Here is a 24008-nt window from a genome sequence, read left to right on the forward strand (position 1 = left end):
GATCGTTCCCACGCTCTGCGTAGGAATGCCTCAATGGACGCTCTGCGTCCGCTTCGGTAGGAACGCGGAGCGTCCCGGGCTGCATCACACGCGGAGCGTGGGAGCGATCAACGCGTCAGTGTTTATTGAACCGGTTGCTGGCTTTTGATCGTCTGTTCCAGCGCCTGGGTGCAGCGCTCTTGCGCGGTGTCCAGTTCCAGCTTCATCTGCTCGATGTCGAGCATCTGCTGCTCCAGTTGGTCACGGCGTTCGGCGATCTTGGTCAGCATGGTTTGCAGTTGTTTCTGGTTGCCGCCGGTGGGGTCGTAGAGTTCGATCAGTTCGCGGCATTCGGCCAGGGAAAAGCCGATGCGTTTGCCCCGCAGGATGAGCTTGAGGCTGACCTTGTCCCGGGGCGAGTAGATGCGTTCCTGGCCACGGCGCTCGGGGCTGAGCAGGCCTTGCTCTTCATAAAAGCGGATGGCCCGGGTGGTGATGTCGAGCTCGCGGGCGAGGTCGGAAATGCTGTAGGTCTGGCTGCTCATGGGCGCGCTCGAAAAAGGTCATGGCGCTAAGCTAATGTCAGGTTGACGTTTACGTCAAGGGGCAGGGGTTTTCAGTGTTCTTGCGGGCCTCTTCGCGGGCAAGCCTCGCTCCTACAGGTTTGATGTCGTTCACGACATTTGGGTACAACTCAAATCCTGTAGGAGCAAGGCTTGCCCGCGAAGAACGATAACGCGGTCCAACGTCCTACGCTTTATCGAGCTTCTTCTCATGCGCCGTCACCTGCTGGCACAACTCGATCATCTGCTCGCGCATCCAGCGGTTGGCCGGGTCCTGGTCAGTGCTTTCGTGCCAATACAAGTGCGTTTCCACTGGCGGCACATCATTGACCGGCAGGTTGAACGCGTGCAGGTCATGCCGACGGGCAAAACGTTCCGGCACGGTCATGACCATGTCGGTCTGCTGCAACACCTGGGACGCCATCAAATAATGCTGGGAACGCAGGGCGATCTTGCGCTGAATCCCCATCTTCCCCAGCGCCAGGTCGACATGCCCCAAGCCACTGCGACGGCTGGAAATGTGGATGTGGGTCAGGGACAGGTAATCATCGAGGCTGAATTTCTCTTTGCCCGCCAGTGGATGGCCCTTGCGCATGGCGCACACGTAACGGTCTTCCATCAACTTGACGTGGCGCACTTGCGGGTCGGTGTTGAGCGGCGCATCCACCGCGAAATCCAGGCGACCGGCCGCCAGTTCCTTGGTGGTCTCGCGGCGCTTGGACAGGAAGCTCTCGATGATCACCGCCGGCGCCAGGCGCCGCAGGCGCTGGAACAGCGGCGGCAGGATCACCGCTTCGGTGAGGTCGGTCATGCTGATGCGGTAGGTCTTGACCGCTTGCAGCGGGTTGAAAATGCGGCTTTCCTGTACCGACACCCGCAGCAATGAGAGCGCATTGCGTACCGGGCCGATGATGTTCTGCGCCATGGGCGTGGGCACCATGCCCTGGGCGGTGCGCACGAACAACGGGTCGTTAAAGGTCTCGCGCAGGCGGGCCAGGGCGTTGGAAACCGCAGGCTGGGTAATGCCGACAATCTGCCCGGCGCGGGTCAGGTTGGCTTCGGTGTAGATCGCGTCGAAGACGATGAAAAGGTTGAGGTCGACCTTGCTCAGATTCATTGCGCTGCACTCTTCTTGTTGGTTCTCAATCACCCGATCATATATCGGTGATGAATGTTAATACACGCCGAGAATAGGCTAGGTAAATTATCAACGCTGTTCTAGCATCGATTGCATGCCCTGAACAACCTCCCAAAAGAAGGTAGCTGCCCATGGATTTCGCTTATTCGCCCAAGGTGCAAGAACTGCGTGAGCGCGTGACCGCGTTCATGGACACCTACGTTTATCCCGCTGAAGCCGTGTTCGAGCGTCAGGTCGCCGAAGGCGATCGCTGGCAGCCGACGGCGATCATGGAAGAGCTCAAACTCAAGGCCAAGGCCGAAGGCTTGTGGAACCTGTTTCTGCCGGAATCCGAACTCGGCGCCGGCCTGACCAACCTCGAATACGCACCATTGGCCGAAATCATGGGCCGCTCGCTGCTCGGTCCCGAGCCGTTCAACTGCTCGGCGCCGGACACCGGCAACATGGAAGTGCTGGTGCGTTACGCCAACGAAGAACAGAAGCAGCGTTACCTCGAACCGCTGCTGCGGGGCGAAATCCGCTCGGCGTTCGCCATGACCGAGCCGGACGTGGCCTCGTCCGACGCCACCAACATGGCCGCCCGCGCCGTGCGTGATGGCGACGAATGGGTGATCAACGGCAAGAAATGGTGGACCTCGGGCGCCTGCGATCCACGCTGCAAGATCCTGATCTTCATGGGCCTGAGCGACCCCGATGCGCCGCGCCACGCCCAGCACTCAATGATTCTGGTGCCGGTGGACACACCGGGCGTGAAGATCGTGCGACCGCTGCCGGTGTTCGGCTACGACGACGCACCCCACGGTCACGCCGAAGTGCTGTTTGAAAATGTACGGGTGCCGTACGAAAACGTCCTGCTGGGCGAAGGACGTGGCTTCGAAATCGCCCAGGGTCGCCTTGGCCCTGGCCGGATTCACCACTGCATGCGTTCCATCGGCATGGCCGAGCGCGCATTGGAGTTGATGTGCAAGCGTGCGGTCAGCCGTACCGCATTCGGCAAACCGCTGGCACGACTGGGCGGCAACATCGATAAGATTGCCGACTCGCGGATGGAAATCGACATGGCGCGGCTGCTGACGTTGAAAGCGGCGTACATGATGGACACCGTGGGCAACAAAATCGCCAAGAGCGAAATTGCCCAGATCAAGGTTGTCGCACCGAACGTCGCTCTGCGAGTGATCGACCGGGCGATCCAGATCCATGGCGGGGCCGGGGTGTCCAACGACTTCCCGCTGGCCTACATGTACGCCATGCAACGCACCCTGCGCCTGGCCGACGGCCCGGACGAAGTGCACCGTGCGGCGATTGGCAAGTTCGAGATTGGTAAATATGTGCCGAAGGAGATGATGCGTAGCGGGCATTAACTCTGCAGAGTCTGTGATGACCACTGACTGTGGCGAGGGGGCTTGCCCCCGTTGGACCGCGAAGCGGTCCTAAAACCGGTTACCGCGTTTTTGCTGAATGAACGTGGTGTTTGGTTTACGACTGCTGCGCAGCCGAACGGGGGCAAGCCCCCTCGCCACATTTGTTCGCACGCTGCTTCAATACACCCAAACCTCAACCCGCCGATTCTTGATTCGCCCCTCATCCGCGCTATTGGCCGCCACCGGCATCTCGGCGCCAAAGCCGCGAATCTCGCGAAACACCACGCCGCTTTTCACCAGTTCCCGCCGCACAGCCATGGCCCGCAGTTTCGACAGCAGGTCGGCCCGCGCCGAGTCGCTCTTGGCATCGCCAAACCCCACCAGCGTTACCTCGCGGTTGCTCTTGTCGTGCTGCTTTATATAGTCGAGCACCCGCGACAGATCCTGCCGAGCCTTGTTATCCAGGCTCGCGCTGCCTTCTTCGAAGCGAAAATTCACCGTCAAACGCTGGGCATGCCGGCTAATAGCCTGATAACCCTCGGGCATCAGAGCATTGGGCGTGACCGCCATGGCTTGCACGGTCTGGGCGATAAACCCGTTGGCCGCGACAATCGCCTGGCCCTTGCTGCTTTGCGCGAACGCCACCAGCGCCTCGGCCCAGGGATTTTTCCCGTTCGGTGGCAGGTAAAAGAACAGTCGCCGGGACAGCGGATAGTCCTCGGTGGCAATCAAACTGTTGAGTGGCAACATCGCCTGGGATTGCCCATCGACGATGGCCACGGCTTTGGCCTGGCGCACGTAGGGCAGGCCGATAAAACCGATACCTTGCGGATCGAGGCTGACCGCATCGGACAGTTGCTCGCTGGACTCGAAACGTTTCGCCGCGCTGCTCAGACTTTTCCCACGCCGGCTGAGGACCAGTTCCTTGAACGTGTCGTAGGTGCCCGACTGATCATCCCGCGCATACAGATGAATCGTCCCACCGATACCGCCGAGTTCTTCCCACGTGCTGGCCTCGCCACTGAAGATGCGCGCCAGTTGTTCGGTGTTGAGCTGATTCAGCGGGTTTTGCGGGTGCAGGATGATTGCCAGGCCATCGATGGCGATGACTTGCTCGGCGCTGGGGCTTTTCAGGTCGCCCAGGGATTTGAGGTCTGCCAGTTCGCTGTCTTTGATCGGCCGGGACGAGGCGGCCAGGTCGGCGGAAGCGTTTTTCAGGGCGGTAAAACCGGTGCTGGAACCGTGGGCCGCGACTTCGATCACCACCCGGCGACCCTGGGCCGTTTGCCCGACGATCCTTTGTTCGTTGGCCTTGTCCGGGGTTTCGCTGTGCACCTTGAGCAGGCCTTGTTCCTGCATCAGCCCTTCGACCAGCGCCGGGCCCAGGTCTGCGCCAATGGTGTTGGAGCCCTGGATGCGTAGCACCGGGCCGTGGTCGGGCGTCGGCAACTCACTGGCGGTGGCCGTTAACGGCACGCTGAGACACACCATTAACAGGAACATTACGCGCAGCGTCATGCCGGCACCTTAATAAGCCAAAGGAAGTGCCGGGAGAATAAGTCAGTAAGGTTTCCGAAAGATGACACTGATCGTTCCCACGCTCTGCGTGGGAATGCATCCGGGGACGCTCCGCGTTCCGCTGTTGAATGTGACGCAGAGCGTGTGAGCGATCAGTCGAACCGGATCAGCTCAATTCAAGCCAGATCGGCGCATGATCCGAAGGTTTTTCCATCGCCCGCAGATCGTAATCCACCCCCGCATCCTTCACCCGCGGCATCAACCCGTGGGACGCCATGATCACGTCGATCCGCAACCCGCGTTTTGGCTCGTCTTCAAACCCGCGGCTGCGGTAGTCGAACCAACTGAAACGGTCGGACACGTCCGGGTTCAGGTGGCGGAAGCTGTCCACCAGGCCCCAATTCTTCAGGCGCGCCATCCACTCGCGTTCTTCCGGCAGGAAGCTGCACTTGCCGGTTTTCAGCCAGCGTTTCATGTTGTCCGGGCCGATGCCAATGTCGCAGTCTTCCGGGGAAATGTTCACGTCGCCCATCACCACCAGCGGCTGTTCATTCGTGAACTGGCTTTCCAGCAGGTGCTGCAAATCGTTGTAGAAACGTTGCTTGGCCGGGAACTTGGTCGGGTGGTCGCGGCTTTCGCCCTGGGGGAAATAGCCGTTCATGATCGTCACCGGCACGCCATTGGCGTCGGCGAACGTGCCCCAGATGAAGCGCCGCTGCGCGTCTTCTTCATCGGTGGCGAAACCTTTATGCAGGGCAATCGGTTCCTGGCGCGAGAGCAGGGCGACGCCGTAATGGCCCTTTTGCCCGTGGAAATACACGTGGTAGCCCAAGGCCTGAACCTCGGCCAGCGGGAATTGGTCGTCGTGGACCTTGGTTTCCTGCAGGCCGATGACGTCCGGTTGATGCTTTTCAATCAGCGCCGCCAGCTGATGCGGGCGAGCGCGCAGCCCGTTGATGTTGAAGGAGACGATCTTCATGGTCGGCAGTCCTGGCAAAAGGGCGATGCTAGCTGACATGTAGGACTGGGGCCAGTGTTGGGGTAAGGGGATTCGTGTTTGGCGGCAGGTTATGGTCTATACCTGTGTGGGAGCGGGCCGGCTCCACGCCGCAACACTGATTCGGATCAGCAAGGAACTGTGGCAGCGCTATAGGCTCGTAACCAGAAGAGTGCCGTCATTTGAACGGTGCCCCGGGGAGATTTACCGATATGCCTGAAACCTCGACCGCCATTGCCGATATCCACATGCTCGACAGCGGCTACTCCCGCGAAGCGCGCTCCTTGCTGTACCAGGCTTACCGGCATGAGCCGACCTTCGGCTACCTGTTCGAAGCCGAGCGCCCCGGCTACGAACAGCGCGTACGTGCCACCGTGCGCGAACTGGTCAAACAGCATTTCCTCCAGGATCTGCCCGCCATCGGCCTGCTGGTCAATGACCGCTTGATCGGCATCGCCCTGATCGCGCCGCCGCAACGTCGCCTGGGCATCACCGAAAGCTGGGCCTGGCGCCTGCGCATGGTGCTCAGCACCGGTTTTCGCTGCACCCGACGCTACCTCGAATACCACGAAGCCGTCAGCGCCTGCGCGCCATCCGATGCGGTGCACATGCTGCCATTGCTGGGGATTCACCCGCAATTCCAGGGCAAACACTTCGGCGAACAACTGCTGCAAGCCGTCCACAACTGGTGCGCCGTGGATGAAAACTCTCAAGGTGTGATCCTCGACACTGGGAATCCTCGCTATCTGGAGTTCTATAAGCGTCAGGGCTATGAGGAAATCGGCGAAGTAGCGGTAGGACCGATCCGCGAGCACGTGTTTTTTCACGCCAATCCCCAGGTGTTACAAACAGCAACGGCTTAACGGTAGAACTTTCCCGGTACCCCAGGCTCTATCACGCTCCCAAGCTCGTGATAGCATCCGCGCCTATGAAGTTTCCAGGAAGATTTACCAGTGGCGTGCTCATGCTGTTATCCAGCTGCACGGCGCTGGCGCAAAGTGAATTGGCGGTGCGGATCAAACCGTCCAACGATGAACTGAAAGCCAATATAGAGGGCTATATCGGCAGCCTCGGCGATCGTGACGAAGAAGCTTTGCTGCGCTTCAGTCGCGGCGCCGAGGAACAGGCGCGCAAGGCCGCCCAGGCCTTGGGCTATTACCAGCCGCAGATCGACAGCGAAGTGAAGGGCGGCGAGAAGCCGCGCCTGACCCTGAACATCGATCCCGGCGAACCGATCCATTTGCGCAACGTTACCGTGCGCATCGACGGGCCGGCCGCCTCGCTCAAATCCTTTCGTGCACCACCCCCGGAGCTGCTCAAGCCGGGCGCGGTGCTCAACCATGGCCACTACGAAGACGCCAAGCGCCTGATCCAGAACCAGGCCTCGCGCTTCGGCTTTTTCAGCGGCCGCTTCACCAGCCAGAAACTATTGGTGGACCCGCGTGCCGGTGTGGCCGACGTCGAGCTGATCTACGACAGCGGCCCGCGCTACGCCCTGGGCAAAGTCACGTTCGAAGGCGACACGCCGTTCGACGAAGACCTGCTGCAACGCATGGTCCCATTCAAGGCTGGCGCGCCCTATGACTCCGAACTGATCGCCGAACTCAACCAGGCCCTGCAATCGAGCGGCTATTTCGAAGGCGTGCGGGTGGACGCAGCACCGACGGCGTCCAAGGACGATGTGATCCCGGTGGCGGTCAAACTCGACACCCGCAAGCCGCGCACCATGGGCCTCGGTCTGGGTTACTCCACCGACGTCGGCCCACGCATCAAGGCCAACTGGACCCGGCACTGGGTCAACCCCCAGGGCGACAGCTATGGCTGGGAAGCCGAACTGTCGGCGCCACGGCAGAACGTCGGGGTGTTCTACGACATTCCCCTGGACCCACCGCTCACCGACAAACTGCGCTGGGCCGCCGGTTATCAATATGAAGAAATCGCCGACACCGACAGCCTGAGCAAGCTGCTGACCCTCGGCCCCGAGTGGCACAGCAAGTTGCCCAGCGGCTGGCAACGGGTGGTGTCGCTCAAATGGCAGCGCGAGGAATACACCCTCGGCGATGACTCGGGCCTGAGCACCTTGCTGATGCCGGGCGTCAGCTATTCCTATCTGAAAAGCGACAACCGCATCGACCCGCACAACGGCTATCGCCTGACTTTCGAAACCAAAGTCGCCAAGGAAGGGCTGGGCTCGGACACCAACCTGCTGTACGGCACCGCGCTGGTCAAAGGCTTGACCACGGTGTTCGACAAACACCGATTCCTCGGGCGAGTTCAGGTCGGCGGCAGCGCCACCAACGGCTACAAATCGGTGCCGCCGTCGTTGCGCTTTTTCGCCGGTGGCGACCAGAGCGTGCGCGGCTACGACTATCAAAGCCTGTCCCCGGAAAACTCCGAGGGCGACCGCATTGGTGGTCGTTACATGATTGCCGGCAGCGTCGAGTATCAATATTCCATCGCCGAAAAATGGCGGGTCGCGACGTTCATCGACCAGGGCAACTCCTTCAACACACTCGAATTGCCGAACCTCAAGACCGGTGTCGGTATCGGCGTGCGCTGGGTCTCGCCGGTGGGGCCGATCCGCCTCGACCTGGCCCACGCGATGGACGACGACGGCGGCATTCGACTGCACTTTTCCATGGGGCCTGAGTTGTGAAGCGTGGTTTGAAAATATCGTTGGCCGCGCTCCTGGCGCTGCTGATGCTGATCGTGTTGGCCATCGCCACGGTGCTCGGCACGGCGACCGGCAGTCGCTGGGCACTGGGTTTTGTGCCGGGTTTGACCGTGGAGAATTTCCAGGGCCGCTTGGGCGGGCAGTGGAGCGCCGATCATCTGCTGTGGCAGCAGGACAGCAGCCGGGTTGAGCTGAAGCAGGTGATTTTCGCCTGGTCGCCGCTGTGCCTGACGCGCATGACCTTGTGCATCGAGCAATTGCAGGCCGATCAGGTCAGCCTGCAATTCCCGCCGGGCGCCGAGGAAGAAAGCAGCGGCCCGATCACGCTTCCGGATTTGAAACTGCCGCTGGCGATTGAACTGGGCGACGTCAAGGTTGGCAGCCTGCTGTTCAACGGCAGCGAAGAACTGCGGGGCTTGCAACTGGCGGCGCACTGGACCGAAAAGGGCATGCAGATCGACTCGGTGCAATTGCAGCGCGACGACCTGAGCCTGAACCTCTCCGGTTCGCTGCAACCCGGCGGTAACTGGCCGTTGAGCGCTGAAGGCAAACTGACCCTGGCCACCCCCGCGCCCTGGACCCTGGCGCTTAAAGTCGACGGCGACCTGCTGAAAACCCTGAACCTGAAAGCTGACAGCAGCGGTTATCTGGACGGGCAATTGACCGGCGAACTGCAACCACTGGTGGAAAACCTGCCAGCCAAGGTGCGAATCACCGCCGACGGCTTCAAACCCGCCGCCGATCTGCCGGACACCTTGCAACTCAATCAACTGGAACTCACCGGGGTCGGTGACCTGAAAAACGGTTATCAACTGCTCGGCAAAGCCACGCTGCCCGCCGAACAAGGCCCGGTCGCGCTGATGCTGCAAGGCAAGGTCGACGCCAAGGGCGCGCAGATTGCCGGGCTCGACCTGACCGCCAACGACAAGCAAAGTCTCAAGCTCACGGGCAACCTCGACTGGAGCAAAGGGCTTACCGCGCAAGCGAAAATCGACTGGCTGGACTTCCCGTGGCATCGCCTCTATCCGCTGATCGACGAGCCGCAAGTCGCGTTGCGCAGCTTCAACGGCGAAGTCTCCTACACCGACGGCCAATACCTGGGCAACTTCAACGCCGCACTGGATGGCCCGGCCGGGGCGTTTACGATGAGCAGCCCGTTTGCCGGCGACCTGACGAAAATCTACCTGCAACAGTTCCAGCTCGAAGCCGGGCAGGGCAGGGCCGAAGGGCACCTGAACCTGCAATTTGCCGATGGCATTGCCTGGGACACGGCGCTGGACCTGTCGGCGATCAACCCGGCGTACTGGATGGCGGAATTGCCGGGCACGTTGGCCGGGCCGTTGCGCAGCAAAGGCGAGATGAAGAATGAACAACTCAGCCTGAGCGCTGACCTCGATTTGAAAGGCAAACTGCGCGGCCAACCGGCGGTGATCCAGGCCAAGGCCGATGGCGCCGGCGAGCAGTGGAACCTCAATGCACTGCAGATTCGCCTCGGTGACAACAGCATCAACGGCAATGGCAGCCTGCAACAGAAACTCGCCGGGCAGATCGATATCAAGCTGCCGCGCCTGGCTCAGCTCTGGCCGCAATTGCGCGGTCAGCTCAACGGCCGGGTCGATGTCGCCGGCACACTCAAGGCACCTCAAGGCAAGCTCGGCCTGCAAGGTTCGCAACTGGCCTTCGAAGACAATCGCCTGCAAAGCCTGAACCTCGACGCCACCCTCGACAGTGCCCAACGGGCGAAGATCGACCTCAAGGGCAGCGGCATTCAGGCGGGTGAAACTTCGCTCGGGACGCTGACCGCCAGCGGCCAAGGCGATATCAAGAACCAGAAACTCAGCCTCGACCTGCAAGGCCCCCAGTTGAAACTGGCCCTCGGCCTCGACGGCGCGCTGGACAAGGGTAACTGGCGCGGACGCCTGGCCAGCGGCGATATCCAGGCCGGCGGCCAGGACTGGAAGCTGCAAGGCCCGGCCAAGCTTGAGCGATTGGCCGACGGCAAAATCAACTTCGGCGCCCATTGCTGGATGTCCGGTCCGGCCAGCTTTTGCGGTGAAGACCAACGGCTGATGCCGGAACCGAAGCTGCGTTATCACCTCAAGCAATTCCCGATCGACAGCCTCGCCCAGTGGTTGCCCAAGGACTTTGCCTGGAAGGGCAAACTCAACGCCGACCTGCAACTGGACCTGCCGGCCAGCGGGCCCAACGGCCAAATCAGCATCGATGCCAGCGGCGGTACCTTGCGCATGAAAGAGAAGGATCAGTGGCTGGACTTCCCGTACCAGACCCTGAAACTCACCAGCAAACTCACGCCAAAACGCATCGACACCGACCTCAACTTCGTTGGCGGCAAGCTCGGCGAGTTGATGGTGCAGGCGCAGATCAACCCGCTGGCGAAGAACAAACCGCTGACCGGCTCGTTCCGCCTCAACGGTCTGGACCTCTCGGTGGCGCGGCCGTTTGTGCCGATGGTCGAGAAGCTCACCGGGCGTTTGAATGGCAGCGGCACCTTGTCCGGCGGGCTGCTGGCGCCGCTGGTCAACGGCAATCTGCTGCTCAGTGATGGCGAAGTATCCGGGGCTGAATTGCCGATGGAGCTGCAAGACTTGCAGGTGAAAGCGGTGATCGCCGGCGAAACCGTGCAATTGAATGGCGGCTGGAAAAGCGGCAAGAGCGGGCAGGGCAGCTTGAATGGCAACATCGCCTGGGGTCAGGCGCTGGTGGTGGATCTGGCGCTCAAAGGCACGCAATTGCCGGTCATCGTCGAGCCTTACGCCAAGCTCGAAGTGGCACCGGATTTGAAGATTTCGATGAAAGGCGACGAACTGTCCATCGCCGGCAAAGTGCTGGTGCCCAAGGGCGAAATCACCGTGCGCGAGTTGCCGCCATCGACGGTCAAAATCTCCGACGACACGATCATCGTCGGTGCGCAGACCGAAGCAGGCAAACCGCCCGTCGCCATGAAAATGGACATCGATGTGGTGGTTGGCGAGGACAAACTCAGCTTTGCCGGGTTTGGCCTGACCGCGAACCTGCAAGGGCACGTGCACATCGGCGACAACATGGACACTCGCGGCGAACTCTGGCTCAACGATGGTCGGTATCGCGCGTATGGCCAGCGCCTGACGGTGCGACGTGCGCGACTGCTGTTTGCCGGGCCGCTGGATCAACCGTACCTGGACATCGAAGCAATTCGCCAGACGGATGATGTGATCGCCGGTATTCGCCTGAGCGGCAGCGCCGAGCAGCCGACCACCCAGATCTTCTCCGAACCGGCCATGAGCCAGGAGCAAGCGTTGTCCTATCTGGTGCTCGGGCGTCCGTTGAGCACCACCGGCGAAGACAACAACATGCTCGCCCAGGCCGCCCTCGGCTTAGGGTTGATGGGCAGTTCGGGGGTGACCAGCGGTTTGGCCAAGGACCTGGGCATTCAGGACTTCCAGCTCGACACCCAGGGCAGCGGCAACACCACCAGCGTGGTGGCCAGCGGCAACATCTCCGAGAAGCTCAGCTTGCGCTATGGCGTTGGCGTGTTTGAGCCGGCCAACACCATTGCCCTGCGTTACAAGCTGAGCAAGAAGGTGTATCTCGAAGCCGCCGGTGGCGTGGCGAGTTCGCTGGACATCTTCTACAAACGGGATTTCTAAACCCCTCACACCTGATCGTTCCCACGCTCTGCGTGGGAATGCCTCCCGGGACGCTCCGCGTTCCGTTCTTGAATCGTGACGCAGAGCGTCACAGGCTGCATTCCCACGCAGAGCGTGGGAACGATCAAAGCGACGACTGCTGCGCAGCCGAACGGGGGCGAGCCCCCTCGCCACGGGTGTTTGCGGCGTCTGCACGTCTGCCATTTATCAGCTAAATACAAAGCATCCTAACTATTACGTTGACATTCGCTGCCTAGGCAGTAACATCTCGACATACATTCTCTGCCTAGGCAGCTAATTGGTGGTCAGATGAAGCATTTCACCCCTGAACAATTCAAGCATTGCCATCTCGGCCTCCTGCTCGGGCGCGCCGCGTTGCTCAAGGACCGGATCATCGACACGCACATGGAACCCCACGGCATCACCGCCGCGCAGTTCAAAGTGCTGATCATCATGGCCCAGTTCGGCGTCGATACCCCGGCCGAACTCTGCCGGCACCTGTCCCTGGACAGCGGTTCGATGACGCGCATGCTTGATCGCCTGGAACAGAAAGGTTTCCTCGCCCGCCAACGCTCCGAAGCCGACCGCCGACAGGTGCAACTGGTGCTGACCGAACAAGGCCAACAGTTGACTGACCGCCTGCCGGACATCGGCGCCGATGCCATGAACGAACTGGCCGGCGCCATCACCCCGGACGAGTTGCAAACCCTGGAACGGATCCTGAAGAAAATCTTGGTGGCAGCCGGTGACTCGATCACTTTGCTGCGGGTAGGTGACAAATGAGCAGTAAAACCTTGCGTACAGGCCTGAGCCTGGTGCTGGTCTCGATGATCCTGGCCGGTTGCGCCAGCTACAGCGGCCTGAACACCGAAGGCAAAAGTGTCGATGCGAAAACCCTCAAGGCCGGGCAATCCCTGAGCGGCGTGACCCTGTCCCCGGCAGCCTGGCCGAAAAGCGACTGGTGGAAAAGCCTCGGCGACCCACAGCTCGACGGCCTGATCCGCGAAGCCCTGCACGACAGCCCGGACATGCAAATCGCCGAAGCCCGCGCGCACCAGGCCAGCGCCGCTGCCTATGCTGCCGATGCTGCGCGCATGCCGACCCTCGATGCCAGCGCCGGTGTCAGCCGCTCGCGTCTGGCCAAGGATCAAGACCCGCGCGGGCAGGGCGATGCCTACGCCACCGTGCGTAACATCAGCGCCAGTTTCAATTACAACTTCGACCTCTGGGGCGGTCAGCGTGACGCCTGGGAAGCCGCGTTGGGCCAGGCCCGCGCTGCCGAAGTCGACCAGCAGGCCGCGCAACTGACCTTGTCCGCCGACGTCGCCCGCGCCTACAGCGATCTGGGCCAGGCGCACATCGTGTATGACCTGGCCAGCGAAGACCTCAAGCGCACCAAACAAATGCTCGACCTGAGCCAGCGGCGCCTGAGTTCCGGGATCGACAGCCAGTACCAGTTCCAGCAAACCGAAAGCCTGGAAGCCAGCTCCGAAGCCAGCCTGATCGATGCGGAAAAACGCCTGAACAGCGCGAAAATCGCCTTGGCCGTGCTGCTCGGTAAAGGCCCGGATCGCGGCAATGAAATCGCCCGGCCGAAAATCCTTCAGGCCAGCGCCGTGGCGTTGCCGTCGGTGCTGCCGGCGGAATTGCTCGGTCGTCGCCCGGACTTGGTCGCCGCACGCTGGCGGGTCGAAGCCGCGAGCAAGGACATCGCCGCGAGCAAGACCCAGTTCTATCCCAACTTGAACCTGACGGCGGCCGCCGGTGCCGAATCCTTATTGGGTGACGCGATGTTCGGTTCGGCCAGTCGCTTCTTCAACATTGCCCCGACCATTTCGGTGCCGATCTTCGACGGCGGCCGCCTGCGCGCCAACCTCGATGCCCGCGACGCCGATTACGACCTGGCGGTGGCGCAGTACAACAAGAGCCTGGTCAAGGCGCTGGGGGATGTCAGCGACACCATCAACCAGTTGCGCGATATCGGCCGGCAGATCGGTGCCCAGCAGCACGCCACCGAGATTGCCCAGGACTCTTACAACACCGTGGTCCAGCGCTACGGTTCCGGCATCGGCAATTACCTGGACGTGCTCAGCATCGAACAGCAATTGCTCCAGGCCCAGCGCCAACTGGCGAACCTGAATGCCGAGCAGATCGACCTGTCGATCCAACTGATGCAGGCGCTCGGTGGCGGCTTCCAGGCTGAAACCCTCGCCTCGGCCAATCCAGCTTCAGCCAAGCTGAACAACTAATTCAAGGTACTTGTCATGGCCACTGCCGAAACTACAAATGCTCCTGAAAACGCTCAAGACACGAGCAACCCACGCAAACGCAAAGTCATGCTGACCGTGCTGGCGATCCTGGTGATCCTCGCCGGCCTCGGCGTCTGGGCTTATCACGAACTCTACGGGCGCTGGAACGAGAGCACCGACGACGCCTATGTGAACGGTAACGTGGTGGAAATCACGCCGCTGGTCACCGGCACCGTGGTCAGCATCGGCGCCGATGATGGCGATCTGGTCCACGAAGGCCAGGTGCTGGTCAACTTCGACCCGAACGACGCCGAAGTCGGTTTGCAAAGTGCCCAGGCCAACCTGGCCCGCACCGTGCGCCAAGTCCGTGGTTTGTACAGCAACGTCGACGGCATGCGCGCCCAGGTCAATGCCCAGCAGGCCAACGTGCAAAAAGCCCAGGACAACTTCAACCGCCGGAAAAACCTCGCCGCCGGCGGCGCGATTTCCCAGGAAGAACTGTCCCACGCCCGCGACGACCTGACCTCGGCGCAAAACGCCCTGGCCAATGCTCAGCAACAGCTCAAGACCACCAGCGCGTTGGTGGATGACACGGTGGTTTCCTCGCACCCGGACGTGATGTCCGCCGCCGCGCAATTGCGTCAGGCCTACTTGAACAACTCCCGCAGCACCTTGATTGCGCCAGTCACCGGTTACGTGGCCAAGCGCTCGGTGCAACTGGGTCAGCGAGTTCAACCAGGTACCGCGCTGATGGCGGTGATCCCGCTGGATCAACTGTGGATCGACGCCAACTTCAAGGAAACCCAACTGCGTGACATGCGCATCGGGCAACCGGTGGACATCGAAGCCGACCTGTACGGCAGCGACGTGAAGTTCAGCGGCACCATCGACAGCCTCGGTGCCGGCACCGGCAGTGCGTTTGCCTTGCTGCCCGCGCAGAACGCCACCGGTAACTGGATCAAGATCGTGCAGCGTGTGCCGGTGCGGATTCATATCAACGCCGAAGAACTGGCCAAGCATCCATTGCGGGTTGGCCTGTCGACTCAGGTGGATGTGAACCTGCACGACCAGAGCGGCCCGGTGCTGGCGCAACAGCCACCACAAAAGGCGTCGTTCAGCACCAACGTCTATGACCGTCAGTTGGCTGAGGCCGACGCGATGATCACGCAGTTGATCCACGACAACAGCGCAGCGGTCAGCAAGACCGCGCAACGCTGATTCGCCAATCCCTCAGCGGCGCCGGTTGAACGGCGCCGCGCACGTCAAGTTTCAAAGGATTAGCGATGAGCAATAACGCGTCTTTCACGCCGCCCAGCCTGCTGCTCAGCACCATTGGCTTGTCGCTGGCGACTTTCATGCAAGTGCTCGACACCACCATCGCCAACGTGGCCTTGCCGACGATTTCCGGCAACCTGGGCGTGAGTTCGGAGCAGGGCACCTGGGTGATCACTTCGTTTGCCGTGAGCAACGCGATTGCGCTGCCGCTGACCGGGTGGCTCAGTCGGCGTTTCGGTGAAGTGAAACTGTTTCTCTGGGCGACGATTCTGTTTGTGCTGGCCTCGTTTCTCTGCGGTATCTCGACTTCGATGCCGGAACTGATCGGTTTCCGTGTGCTGCAAGGCCTGGTGGCCGGCCCGTTGTACCCGATGACCCAGACGCTGCTGATCGCGGTGTACCCCCCGGCCAGGCGCGGTATGGCCCTGGCGTTGCTGGCGATGGTCACGGTGGTGGCGCCGATTGCCGGCCCGATCCTGGGTGGCTGGATTACCGACAGTTACAGCTGGCCGTGGATCTTCTTTATCAACGTGCCGATCGGGATTTTCGCGGTGATGGTGGTGCGGTCCCAGCTCAAGGCGCGTCCGGTGGAAACCAGTCGCCAGCCGATGGATTACGTGGGGTTGATCACGCTGATCATTGGCGTCGGCGCGTTGCAGGTGATCCTCGATAAAGGCAACGACCTGGACTGGTTCGAATCGAACTTCATCATCATTGGTGCGGCGATTTCGGTGATTGCCCTGGCGGTGTTCATCATCTGGGAAATGACCGACAAGCACCCGGTGGTGAACCTGCGGTTGTTCGCTTATCGCAACTTCCGCATCGGCACCATCGTGTTGGTGCTGGGCTACGCAGGGTTCTTTGGCATCAACCTGATCCTGCCGCAATGGCTGCAAACCCAGATGGGCTACACCGCTACCTGGGCGGGCCTGGCAGTAGCGCCGATCGGGATTCTGCCGGTGCTGATGTCGCCGTTTGTCGGCAAGTACGCGCACAAATTCGACCTGCGCCTGCTGGCCGGGCTGGCGTTCCTGGCGATTGGCCTGAGTTGCTTCATGCGCGCCGGCTTCACCAACGAAGTGGACTTCCAGCACATCGCCCTGGTGCAACTGTTCATGGGGATTGGCGTGGCGCTGTTCTTTATGCCGACCTTGAGCATTTTGATGTCGGACCTGCCGCCGAGCCAGATCGCCGACGGCGCGGGCCTGGCGACCTTCCTGCGGACCTTGGGCGGTAGTTTTGCGGCGTCGTTGACCACCTGGATCTGGATTCGTCGGGCGGATCAACACCACGCTTACTTGAGCGAAAGCATCACTACCTACGACCAACCGACCCGGGATGCCTTGAACACCCTGGGCGGGGCGAGTACCCCGGCGTATGCGCAGCTCGATCACGTGCTGACCAGCCAGGCGTACATGCTCTCCACCGTGGATTACTTCACGTTGCTTGGGTGGGGTTTCATGGGGTTGATGCTGATTGTGTGGCTGGCCAAGCCACCGTTTGCGGCGAAAGCCGGGCCTGCGGCCAGCGGTCACTAAGCACGCCGCGGATGATCGTTCCCACGCTCTGCGTGGGAATGCCTCAACGGACGCTCCGCGTTCGGTTTTGAAAGGGACGCGGAGCGTCCCGGGCTGCATTCCTTTGCTGCGCGTGGGAACGATCAGGCAGAAGGGGCTGCCAATTGCGGTGGCGGGGCGAAGTCGAAGGGCGCCAGTGCAAACCCTTGCTCATCCACCTGCAACGCCCACCCCTGACGATCCCAATCCCCCAGCACAATGCGCTTGGCCGCTTGTTCGCCAATCTGCAGCTTGTGAATCGCGGGACGGTGGGTATGCCCGTGAATCAGGGTTTTCACGCCGAACGCCTGCATGACCCGCGGCACTTCCTCGGGCGTGACATCGACAATGTCATTGGCCTTCATCCGCGTCTGCGCCCGGCTTTCGCTACGCAGTTTGCGCGCCAGTTTATGGCGGGTGCTCAGGGGCAGGTGGCGGAGGATGAAGAGGGTGACGGGGTTACGCAGATAGCGACGCAGCTTCATATAGCCGACGTCGCGGGTGCAGAGGCTGTCGCCGTGCATTAACAGCACCGGCTCGCCGTAAAACGGCACGACACTCGGGTCCTTCAACAGCGTGCAGCCGGCCTGTTTGCAAAAGGCCTTGCCGAGCATGAAGTCGCGATTGCCGTGCATCAGAAAAATGGCCGTGCCGCTGTCGCTGAGATCGCGCAGGGCCTGGCAGATGGAACGCTGAAAGGGCGTCATGGCATCGTCGCCAATCCACGCCTCGAAAAAGTCACCCAAGATGTACAACGCACTCGCCGAGCGGGCGCGTCCGGCGAGCAAATCCAGAAACGCCCGGGTAATGTCCGGGCGCTCCTCTTCCAGATGCAAGTCTGAAATCAGCAATATCACGCTTCGATGATCTCGGCTTTCTCGATGATCACGTCGTCTGCTGGTACGTCTTGGTGACCGGATTTCATGGTGGTGGAAACACCTTTGATCTTGTCCACGACGTCAGTGCCGGCAACCACTTTGGCGAAGACCGCGTAGCCCCAGCCCTGGGTGGTCTTGGCGCTGTGGTTCAGGAAGCTGTTGTCAGCCACGTTGATGAAGAACTGGGCGGACGCCGAATGCGGCTCCATGGTGCGAGCCATGGCCACGCTGTACTTCTCGTTCGGCAGACCGTTGTCGGCTTCGTTCTGGATGCTTGGGCGCTTGTCTTTCTTTTCTTTCATGCCTGGCTCGAAACCGCCGCCCTGGATCATGAAGTTGCCGATTACACGGTGGAAAACGGTGTTTTCGTAGTGGCCGGCTTTGACGTATTCGATGAAGTTGGCAACGGTAACCGGTGCTTTTTCAGCGTTCAGTTCCAGGACGATGTCGCCGTGGTTGGTGGTCAGTTTGACTTGGGTCATGATCGGCACTCTTTCAAGAAATTCGTGGGTTTCGGGGCATTTGAGCCCGCAACCGGTCTGGTCGGTATCAACCAAGGTGCGCAGTTTAGCGCGACAGGCGTTAATTTCGAGGCAGTTTTTCAAAACAGGTGGATTAAACGCACCTGATTTAGGGCCTGCTCTGTCAGCGGCTTGACAGCATCGGCTATGATAGCGGCTTTGTTTTGTCAGGCCTTTAGTTCCGGCCGCGCACTCGTACGTTCAAGGATCCTATGAGCAAGCCCACTGTCGACCCTACCTCGAATTCCAAGACTGGCCCTGCCGTGCCGGTCAATTTCCTGCGCCCGATCATCCAGGCGGACCTGGACTCGGGTAAGCACACGCAGATCGTCACCCGTTTCCCGCCTGAGCCCAACGGCTACCTGCACATCGGTCACGCCAAGTCGATTTGCGTGAACTTCGGCCTGGCCCAGGAATTTGGCGGCGTCACACACCTGCGTTTCGACGACACCAACCCGGCCAAGGAAGACCAGGAATACATCGACGCGATCGAAAGCGACATCAAATGGCTGGGCTTCGAATGGTCCGGTGAAGTGCGCTACGCCTCGCAGTATTTCGACCAGTTGCACGACTGGGCCGTCGAGCTGATCAAGGCCGGCAAGGCCTACGTCGATGACCTGAGCCCGGAGCAAGCCAAGGAATACCGCGGCTCCCTGACCGAGCCGGGCAAGAACAGCCCGTTCCGTGACCGTTCCGTGGAAGAAAACCTGGATTGGTTCGCCCGCATGAAGGCCGGCGAATTCCAGGACGGCGCACGCGTGCTGCGGGCCAAGATCGACATGGCCTCGCCGAACATGAACCTGCGCGACCCGATCATGTACCGCATCCGCCACGCCCATCACCACCAGACCGGCGACAAGTGGTGCATCTACCCCAACTACGACTTCACCCACGGTCAGTCGGACGCCATCGAAGGCATCACCCACTCGATCTGCACCCTGGAGTTCGAAAGCCACCGTCCGCTGTACGACTGGTTCCTCGACGCGCTGCCAGTGCCGGCGCACCCGCGCCAGTACGAATTCAGCCGTTTGAACCTGAACTACACCATCACCAGCAAGCGCAAGCTCAAGCAACTGGTCGATGAAAAGCACGTGTTCGGCTGGGACGATCCGCGCATGTCCACGCTGTCGGGCTTCCGCCGCCGTGGCTACACGCCGGCGTCGATCCGCAATTTCTGCGACATGGTCGGCACCAACCGTTCTGACGGCGTCGTCGATTTCGGCATGCTCGAGTTCAGCATCCGTCAGGATCTGGACCAGAACGCTCCGCGCGCCATGTGCGTGCTGCGTCCGTTGAAAGTGGTGATTACCAATTATCCGGAAGACCAGGTCGAGAACCTCGAACTGCCGCGTCATCCGCAGAAAGAAGAACTGGGCGTGCGCCAGTTGCCGTTTGCCCGTGAAATCTACATCGACCACGATGACTTCATGGAAGAGCCGCCAAAAGGCTACAAGCGCCTGGAGCCGAACGGCGAAGTGCGTCTGCGCGGCAGCTACGTGATCCGTGCCGATGAAGCGATCAAGGACGCCGATGGCAACATCGTCGAACTGCGTTGCTCCTACGATCCGGAAACACTGGGCAAGAACCCTGAAGGCCGCAAGGTCAAAGGCGTGGTGCACTGGGTGCCGGCAGCGGCCAGCATCGAGTGCGAAGTGCGCCTGTACGATCGTCTGTTCCGTTCGCCGAACCCTGAAAAGGCGGAAGACAGCGCCAGTTTCCTGGACAACATCAACCCTGACTCGCTGCAAGTTCTCACCGGTTGTCGTGCTGAACCCTCGCTGGGCAATGCACAGCCGGAAGACCGTTTCCAGTTCGAGCGCGAAGGTTACTTCTGCGCGGATATCAAGGACTCGAAACCGGGCGCTCCGGTTTTCAACCGTACCGTGACCTTGCGTGATTCGTGGGGCCAGTGATTCAAGGAAACAAATAAAGTGCTAACGATCTACAACACGCTCACCAAGAGCAAAGAAGTGTTCAAGCCGCTGGATGGCAACAATGTGCGCATGTATGTCTGCGGGATGACCGTGTACGACTACTGCCACATTGGCCACGGCCGCAGCATGGTCGCGTTTGACCTGGTGACCCGCTGGTTGCGTTTTAGCGGTTATAACCTGACGTATGTGCGCAACATCACCGATATTGAAGACAAGATCATCAATCGGGCCAAGGAGAACGGCGAGCCGTTCGACGTGCTGACCGAACGCATGATCACCGCGATGCACGAGGACGAGGCGCGCCTCAACATCCTCAAGCCGGACATGGAGCCGCGGGCCACCGATCACATCGCTGGCATGCAGACCATGATCCAGACCCTGATCGACAAGGGTTACGCCTACGCCCCGGGCAATGGCGACGTGTACTACCGCGTCGCCAAGTTCATGGGCTACGGCAAGCTGTCGCGCAAGAAAATTGAAGACCTGCGTATCGGTGCGCGGATCGAAGTCGACGAGTCCAAGCAGGACCCGCTGGACTTCGTGCTGTGGAAAGGCGCCAAGCCGGGCGAGCCGAGCTGGCCTTCGCCGTGGGGCGACGGTCGGCCGGGCTGGCACATCGAGTGCTCGGTGATGTCGACCTGCTGCCTGGGCGAGACCTTCGACATTCATGGTGGCGGCAGTGACCTGGAGTTTCCGCACCATGAAAACGAAATCGCCCAGAGCGAAGCGGCCACCGGCAAGACCTACGCCAACGCGTGGATGCATTGCGGCATGATTCGCATCAATGGCGAGAAGATGTCCAAGTCCTTGAACAACTTCTTCACCATTCGCGACGTGCTGGAAAAGTACCACCCGGAAGTCGTGCGTTACCTGCTGGTGTCGAGCCACTACCGCAGCGCGATCAACTACTCGGAAGACAACCTCAAGGACGCCAAGGGCGCACTCGAGCGTTTCTACCACGCGTTGAAAGGCCTGCCGAGCGTGGCGCCGGCCGGCGGCGAAGCCTTTGTCGAGCGCTTCACCCAGGTGATGAACGACGACTTCGGCACGCCGGAAGCCTGCGCGGTGCTGTTCGAGATGGTGCGCGAGATCAACCGTTTGCGTGAGAGCGATCTCAATGCAGCGGCCGGTCTGGCGGCGCGTTTGAAAGAACTGGCCAGTGTGCTGGGCGTGTTGCAGCTTGAAGCCGATGACTTCTTGCAGGCCGGCGCTGAAGGCCGGGTGGATGCGGCTGAGGTTGATGCACTGATTGCCGCGCGTCTGGCGGCGCGTGCCGGTAAAGACTGGGCCGAATCCGACCGCATCCGCGACCAGCTCACCGCCATGGGCGTGGTGCTGGAAGACGGCAAGGGCGGCACGACCTGGCGGTTGGCCGACTGATGATCGTTCCCACGCTCTGCGTGGGAATGCCTCAACGGACGCTCTGCGTTCGGCTTTGGAAGGGACGCGGAGCGTCCTGGGCTGCATTCCCACGCAGAGCGCGGGAACGATCAAATTCGTTACGAACAAAACCTGCCTTGTGCGGGTTTTTGTTTATGTGCAGGTTCCAAGTGCGGTGGTGGCAGGGCTGACGCCTTCGCGGGCAAGCCTCGCTCCTACAATTGTGTCGTTGATCGTTCCCACGCGCGCGTGGGAACGATCACTGCCGCAGACGCTTGTACAAAGTGTTTCGGCTAACGCCTAACCTGCGAGCCAAATGCGAAATATTCCCCCCGGCCGCCTGCAACAACCGATTCAAATCCTCGGCATCATTCAAATCCGCCGCTAACGGCTCCGGCGTCTCCACCGGTTCCATCTCCAGATCGACAAAAAAATCATCCGGCAAATGCTCGGGCCGCACCGGTTGCTCCTCGGCCATGGCCAGCGCCACCTGCATCACGCTGCTGACTTGGCGCAAATTCCCCGGCCATGGATGGCGGCTGAACAATTCCATGACTTCACGGCTTAATCCGGCCCATTGCGACGGCTCCCGGTGCTGCTCCCACAAGCGCTTGAACAGTGCCTGTTTGTCGCTGCGTTCCCGTAATGGCGGCAGTTCCAGAGTTAAACCGCCGATCCGGTAGTAGAGATCTTCCCTGAAGCGCCCGAGCTGGACCTGTTCGCGCAACGAACGGTTGGTTGCGGAAATAATCCGGATATCCACCGGGAACAACTCGCTGCTGCCCACCGGTTGCACGCAGCGTTCCTGCAAAACCCTGAGTAGCCGAGCCTGAGTCGGCAGCGGCATATCACCGATTTCATCGAGGAAGAGGGTGCCTTTGTCAGCCTTGCGGATCAGACCGATGCTGCCTTTCTGGTTGGCGCCGGTGAACGCGCCTTTCTCATAGCCAAACAGCTCGGACTCGACCAGTTCGGCGGGGATCGCCGCACAGTTGACGGCGATGAACGGTTGTTTACTGCGGGAACTGGCCTGGTGCAGGGCTTTGACGAAGACTTCCTTACCGACCCCGGTTTCGCCGTGGATCAGCAGCGGAATGTCTTTCTCCAATAAACGTTCTGCCTGACGCACGGCTTTTTCCACGCGACTGTCGCCGAAGTGCAGGGTGTTCAGGTTGATCGCGGTTGGCGTTGCAACGCTTGGTTCTGCAAACACTCGCGGCTGAATCGGCGCCTGTTTCGGCCGCTTCAGCAAACACTGGAAGCGGTTGCGCCCTGAGGCTTGCAAGGCAAACGGCAGGCCGTCGGGCTGGTTCAACAACTCAAGCAGCGAGACTTTAAACAAGCTTTCGACACTGACCCGCGACAGGCTGATCCCCAGCAGATTGTCAGCCCGGCGATTGGCCGACAGCACTTGCCCGGTCTCATCGAAAATCAGTAGCCCGGCCCACTGGCTGTCGAGGTTGTTCAACCCGGTATTGAACGTCAGTTGAAAATGCTGGCCATGGAACAGGTTGAGGATCAGCCGGTTTTCCACGGTCTGGCTCATCATCTTGACCATGCCCAGGGTGTGGGACGGCGGCAGGTAGCTGTCGCTGGACACATCCAGCACCGCGATCACCTTGCGCTCGGCATCGAAAATCGGCGCGGCAGAACCGGTCATGAAACGGTTGGCCTTGAGGAAATGTTCATCGTGCTCAATGTGCACCGCTTGCTCGCAGGCCAGGGCGGTGCCGATGGCATTGGTGCCGCTGCAACGCTCCATCCAACTGGCCCCGGCGCTGAAACCTCGGGTCAGGCTCGGCTCGATAAAACGCTGGGTGCCCCAGGACGTCAGCACCTGGCCCTGGTTGTCGGCGAGCATGATCAGGCAATTGGAGTTGCTCAGGATATTCTCGTAATACGGCAGGACTTCCTGATGGGTGGTCTGCACCAGCGAGTGCTGGCTCTCCAGCAACTGCGCGATGCCGTCGGCGGGCAGTTGATCGAAGGTGGGCACGCTGTGGTGATCAAGCCCGAACGCGCGGCAACGGGACCAGGAGTCCTGGATGATGGCGTCGTGGGAGAGCGGCGAGGCAGGTACGGCCATGGCAGTCGATCTCTGAGCAAAGCTTTTATTGTTTTTATGGGTGTTACAAAGCACTTGATGCGCCACATCACCCTGTAGGAGCGAGGCTTGCCCGCGAAGGCGTCAGGGAGATCGCCTTCGCCGGCAAGCCTGGCTCCTACAAGGGCAACAGATGGCACAAAAGTGCTAATAGAGTGTTGTTCACTATTGTTCATTGTCAACCGTCGAACTGTTCAATTGTTCAGTCCGGATTGTTCATTTCTGTTCAGCAAC

The 24008-nt window shown here is 60.7% G+C and carries 17 protein-coding genes; 10 read left to right on the top strand and 7 right to left on the bottom strand.

All coding sequences use genetic code 11. The features are described from left to right. Positions 1 to 122 precede the first annotated feature (122 nt). Together ACZ89E_RS03105 and ACZ89E_RS03110 are read right to left on the bottom strand one after the other, a co-directional pair. Complete coding sequence (locus ACZ89E_RS03105; RefSeq protein ID WP_133838710.1) at positions 123 to 524, bottom strand: MerR family transcriptional regulator; 402 nt, start codon at positions 522 to 524, stop codon at positions 123 to 125. A 205-nt stretch (positions 525 to 729) separates the two neighbouring features. Beyond that, on the bottom strand, positions 730 to 1659 hold the full coding sequence (locus tag ACZ89E_RS03110; RefSeq protein WP_133838709.1) for a LysR family transcriptional regulator: 930 nt from the start codon (positions 1657 to 1659) through the stop codon (positions 730 to 732). A 152-nt stretch (positions 1660 to 1811) separates the two neighbouring features. On the opposite strand from ACZ89E_RS03110, the gene ACZ89E_RS03115 reads away from it, so the two are divergent. Then, a complete protein-coding gene (locus ACZ89E_RS03115; RefSeq protein WP_149659943.1) occupies positions 1812 to 3041 on the top strand; it encodes an acyl-CoA dehydrogenase in 1230 nt (409 codons plus the stop codon). A gap of 177 nt (positions 3042 to 3218) precedes the next feature. On the opposite strand, the gene ACZ89E_RS03120 is transcribed toward ACZ89E_RS03115, so the two are convergent. After that, positions 3219 to 4559 (bottom strand): substrate-binding domain-containing protein, encoded by a 1341-nt coding sequence (locus ACZ89E_RS03120; protein ID WP_476254814.1) that lies wholly within the window; start codon positions 4557 to 4559, stop codon positions 3219 to 3221. Between the two features lie 166 nt (positions 4560 to 4725). Further along, positions 4726 to 5538, bottom strand: coding sequence for an exodeoxyribonuclease III (xthA, locus tag ACZ89E_RS03125; RefSeq protein ID WP_476254815.1), 813 nt, complete (start codon positions 5536 to 5538; stop codon positions 4726 to 4728). Positions 5539 to 5768: 230 nt separating this feature from the next. Here xthA and ACZ89E_RS03130 point away from each other — a divergent pair, with 230 nt between their 5' ends. From ACZ89E_RS03130 to ACZ89E_RS03160, 7 genes are all read left to right on the top strand, one after another. Continuing rightward, positions 5769 to 6419, top strand: coding sequence for a GNAT family N-acetyltransferase (locus ACZ89E_RS03130; protein ID WP_149659940.1), 651 nt, complete (start codon positions 5769 to 5771; stop codon positions 6417 to 6419). Between the two features lie 65 nt (positions 6420 to 6484). Beyond that, positions 6485 to 8212, top strand: a complete 1728-nt coding sequence (locus tag ACZ89E_RS03135) for an autotransporter assembly complex protein TamA (protein ID WP_463257909.1) — start codon at positions 6485 to 6487, stop codon at positions 8210 to 8212. Next, complete coding sequence (locus tag ACZ89E_RS03140) at positions 8209 to 11877, top strand: translocation/assembly module TamB domain-containing protein (RefSeq protein WP_476254816.1); 3669 nt, start codon at positions 8209 to 8211, stop codon at positions 11875 to 11877. The genes ACZ89E_RS03135 and ACZ89E_RS03140 overlap by 4 nt, the downstream gene beginning before the upstream one ends. Before the next feature lie 309 nt (positions 11878 to 12186). Continuing rightward, complete coding sequence (locus ACZ89E_RS03145; protein WP_123410053.1) at positions 12187 to 12660, top strand: MarR family winged helix-turn-helix transcriptional regulator; 474 nt, start codon at positions 12187 to 12189, stop codon at positions 12658 to 12660. After that, positions 12657 to 14126, top strand: coding sequence for an efflux transporter outer membrane subunit (locus ACZ89E_RS03150; protein ID WP_149659937.1), 1470 nt, complete (start codon positions 12657 to 12659; stop codon positions 14124 to 14126). The genes ACZ89E_RS03145 and ACZ89E_RS03150 overlap by 4 nt, the downstream gene beginning before the upstream one ends. A gap of 15 nt (positions 14127 to 14141) precedes the next feature. Then, a complete protein-coding gene (locus ACZ89E_RS03155; RefSeq protein WP_149659936.1) occupies positions 14142 to 15344 on the top strand; it encodes an HlyD/EmrA/EmrK family protein in 1203 nt (400 codons plus the stop codon). Between the two features lie 65 nt (positions 15345 to 15409). Continuing rightward, positions 15410 to 16939, top strand: coding sequence for a DHA2 family efflux MFS transporter permease subunit (locus ACZ89E_RS03160; RefSeq protein ID WP_149659935.1), 1530 nt, complete (start codon positions 15410 to 15412; stop codon positions 16937 to 16939). A 122-nt stretch (positions 16940 to 17061) separates the two neighbouring features. Here the strand turns inward: ACZ89E_RS03160 and lpxH are convergent, their stop codons facing one another. Further along, a complete protein-coding gene (lpxH, locus tag ACZ89E_RS03165) occupies positions 17062 to 17814 on the bottom strand; it encodes a UDP-2,3-diacylglucosamine diphosphatase (RefSeq protein ID WP_149659934.1) in 753 nt (250 codons plus the stop codon). Next, positions 17811 to 18317, bottom strand: coding sequence for a peptidylprolyl isomerase (locus ACZ89E_RS03170; RefSeq protein WP_476254817.1), 507 nt, complete (start codon positions 18315 to 18317; stop codon positions 17811 to 17813). Before ACZ89E_RS03170 ends, lpxH begins: the two co-directional genes overlap by 4 nt. Positions 18318 to 18568: 251 nt before the next feature. On the opposite strand from ACZ89E_RS03170, the gene ACZ89E_RS03175 reads away from it, so the two are divergent. Continuing rightward, the gene (locus ACZ89E_RS03175) at positions 18569 to 20269 is read left to right on the top strand and encodes a glutamine--tRNA ligase/YqeY domain fusion protein (RefSeq protein WP_476254818.1); all 1701 of its coding nucleotides are present in this window, start codon (positions 18569 to 18571) and stop codon (positions 20267 to 20269) included. Between the two features lie 18 nt (positions 20270 to 20287). Beyond that, on the top strand, positions 20288 to 21670 hold the full coding sequence (gene cysS, locus ACZ89E_RS03180) for a cysteine--tRNA ligase (protein ID WP_008146072.1): 1383 nt from the start codon (positions 20288 to 20290) through the stop codon (positions 21668 to 21670). 259 nt (positions 21671 to 21929) lie between these two features. On the opposite strand, the gene ACZ89E_RS03185 is transcribed toward cysS, so the two are convergent. Then, positions 21930 to 23756, bottom strand: coding sequence for a sigma-54-dependent Fis family transcriptional regulator (locus ACZ89E_RS03185; protein ID WP_476254819.1), 1827 nt, complete (start codon positions 23754 to 23756; stop codon positions 21930 to 21932). Positions 23757 to 24008 lie beyond the last annotated feature (252 nt).

Source organism: Pseudomonas sp. TE3899 (genome assembly GCF_056279105.1).

Excerpts from the sequence above, each read along its gene's own strand:
- ACZ89E_RS03105 (WP_133838710.1), bottom strand. The coding sequence starts at position 524 with ATGAGCAGCCAGACCTACAGCATTTCCGACCTCGCCCGCGAGCTCGAC.
- ACZ89E_RS03110 (WP_133838709.1), bottom strand. The coding sequence starts at position 1,659 with ATGAATCTGAGCAAGGTCGACCTCAACCTTTTCATCGTCTTCGACGCG.
- ACZ89E_RS03115 (WP_149659943.1), top strand. The coding sequence starts at position 1,812 with ATGGATTTCGCTTATTCGCCCAAGGTGCAAGAACTGCGTGAGCGCGTG.
- ACZ89E_RS03120 (WP_476254814.1), bottom strand. The coding sequence starts at position 4,559 with ATGACGCTGCGCGTAATGTTCCTGTTAATGGTGTGTCTCAGCGTGCCG.
- xthA (WP_476254815.1), bottom strand. The coding sequence starts at position 5,538 with ATGAAGATCGTCTCCTTCAACATCAACGGGCTGCGCGCTCGCCCGCAT.
- ACZ89E_RS03130 (WP_149659940.1), top strand. The coding sequence starts at position 5,769 with ATGCCTGAAACCTCGACCGCCATTGCCGATATCCACATGCTCGACAGC.
- ACZ89E_RS03135 (WP_463257909.1), top strand. The coding sequence starts at position 6,485 with ATGAAGTTTCCAGGAAGATTTACCAGTGGCGTGCTCATGCTGTTATCC.
- ACZ89E_RS03145 (WP_123410053.1), top strand. The coding sequence starts at position 12,187 with ATGAAGCATTTCACCCCTGAACAATTCAAGCATTGCCATCTCGGCCTC.
- ACZ89E_RS03150 (WP_149659937.1), top strand. The coding sequence starts at position 12,657 with ATGAGCAGTAAAACCTTGCGTACAGGCCTGAGCCTGGTGCTGGTCTCG.
- ACZ89E_RS03155 (WP_149659936.1), top strand. The coding sequence starts at position 14,142 with ATGGCCACTGCCGAAACTACAAATGCTCCTGAAAACGCTCAAGACACG.
- ACZ89E_RS03160 (WP_149659935.1), top strand. The coding sequence starts at position 15,410 with ATGAGCAATAACGCGTCTTTCACGCCGCCCAGCCTGCTGCTCAGCACC.
- ACZ89E_RS03170 (WP_476254817.1), bottom strand. The coding sequence starts at position 18,317 with ATGACCCAAGTCAAACTGACCACCAACCACGGCGACATCGTCCTGGAA.
- ACZ89E_RS03175 (WP_476254818.1), top strand. The coding sequence starts at position 18,569 with ATGAGCAAGCCCACTGTCGACCCTACCTCGAATTCCAAGACTGGCCCT.
- ACZ89E_RS03185 (WP_476254819.1), bottom strand. The coding sequence starts at position 23,756 with ATGGCCGTACCTGCCTCGCCGCTCTCCCACGACGCCATCATCCAGGAC.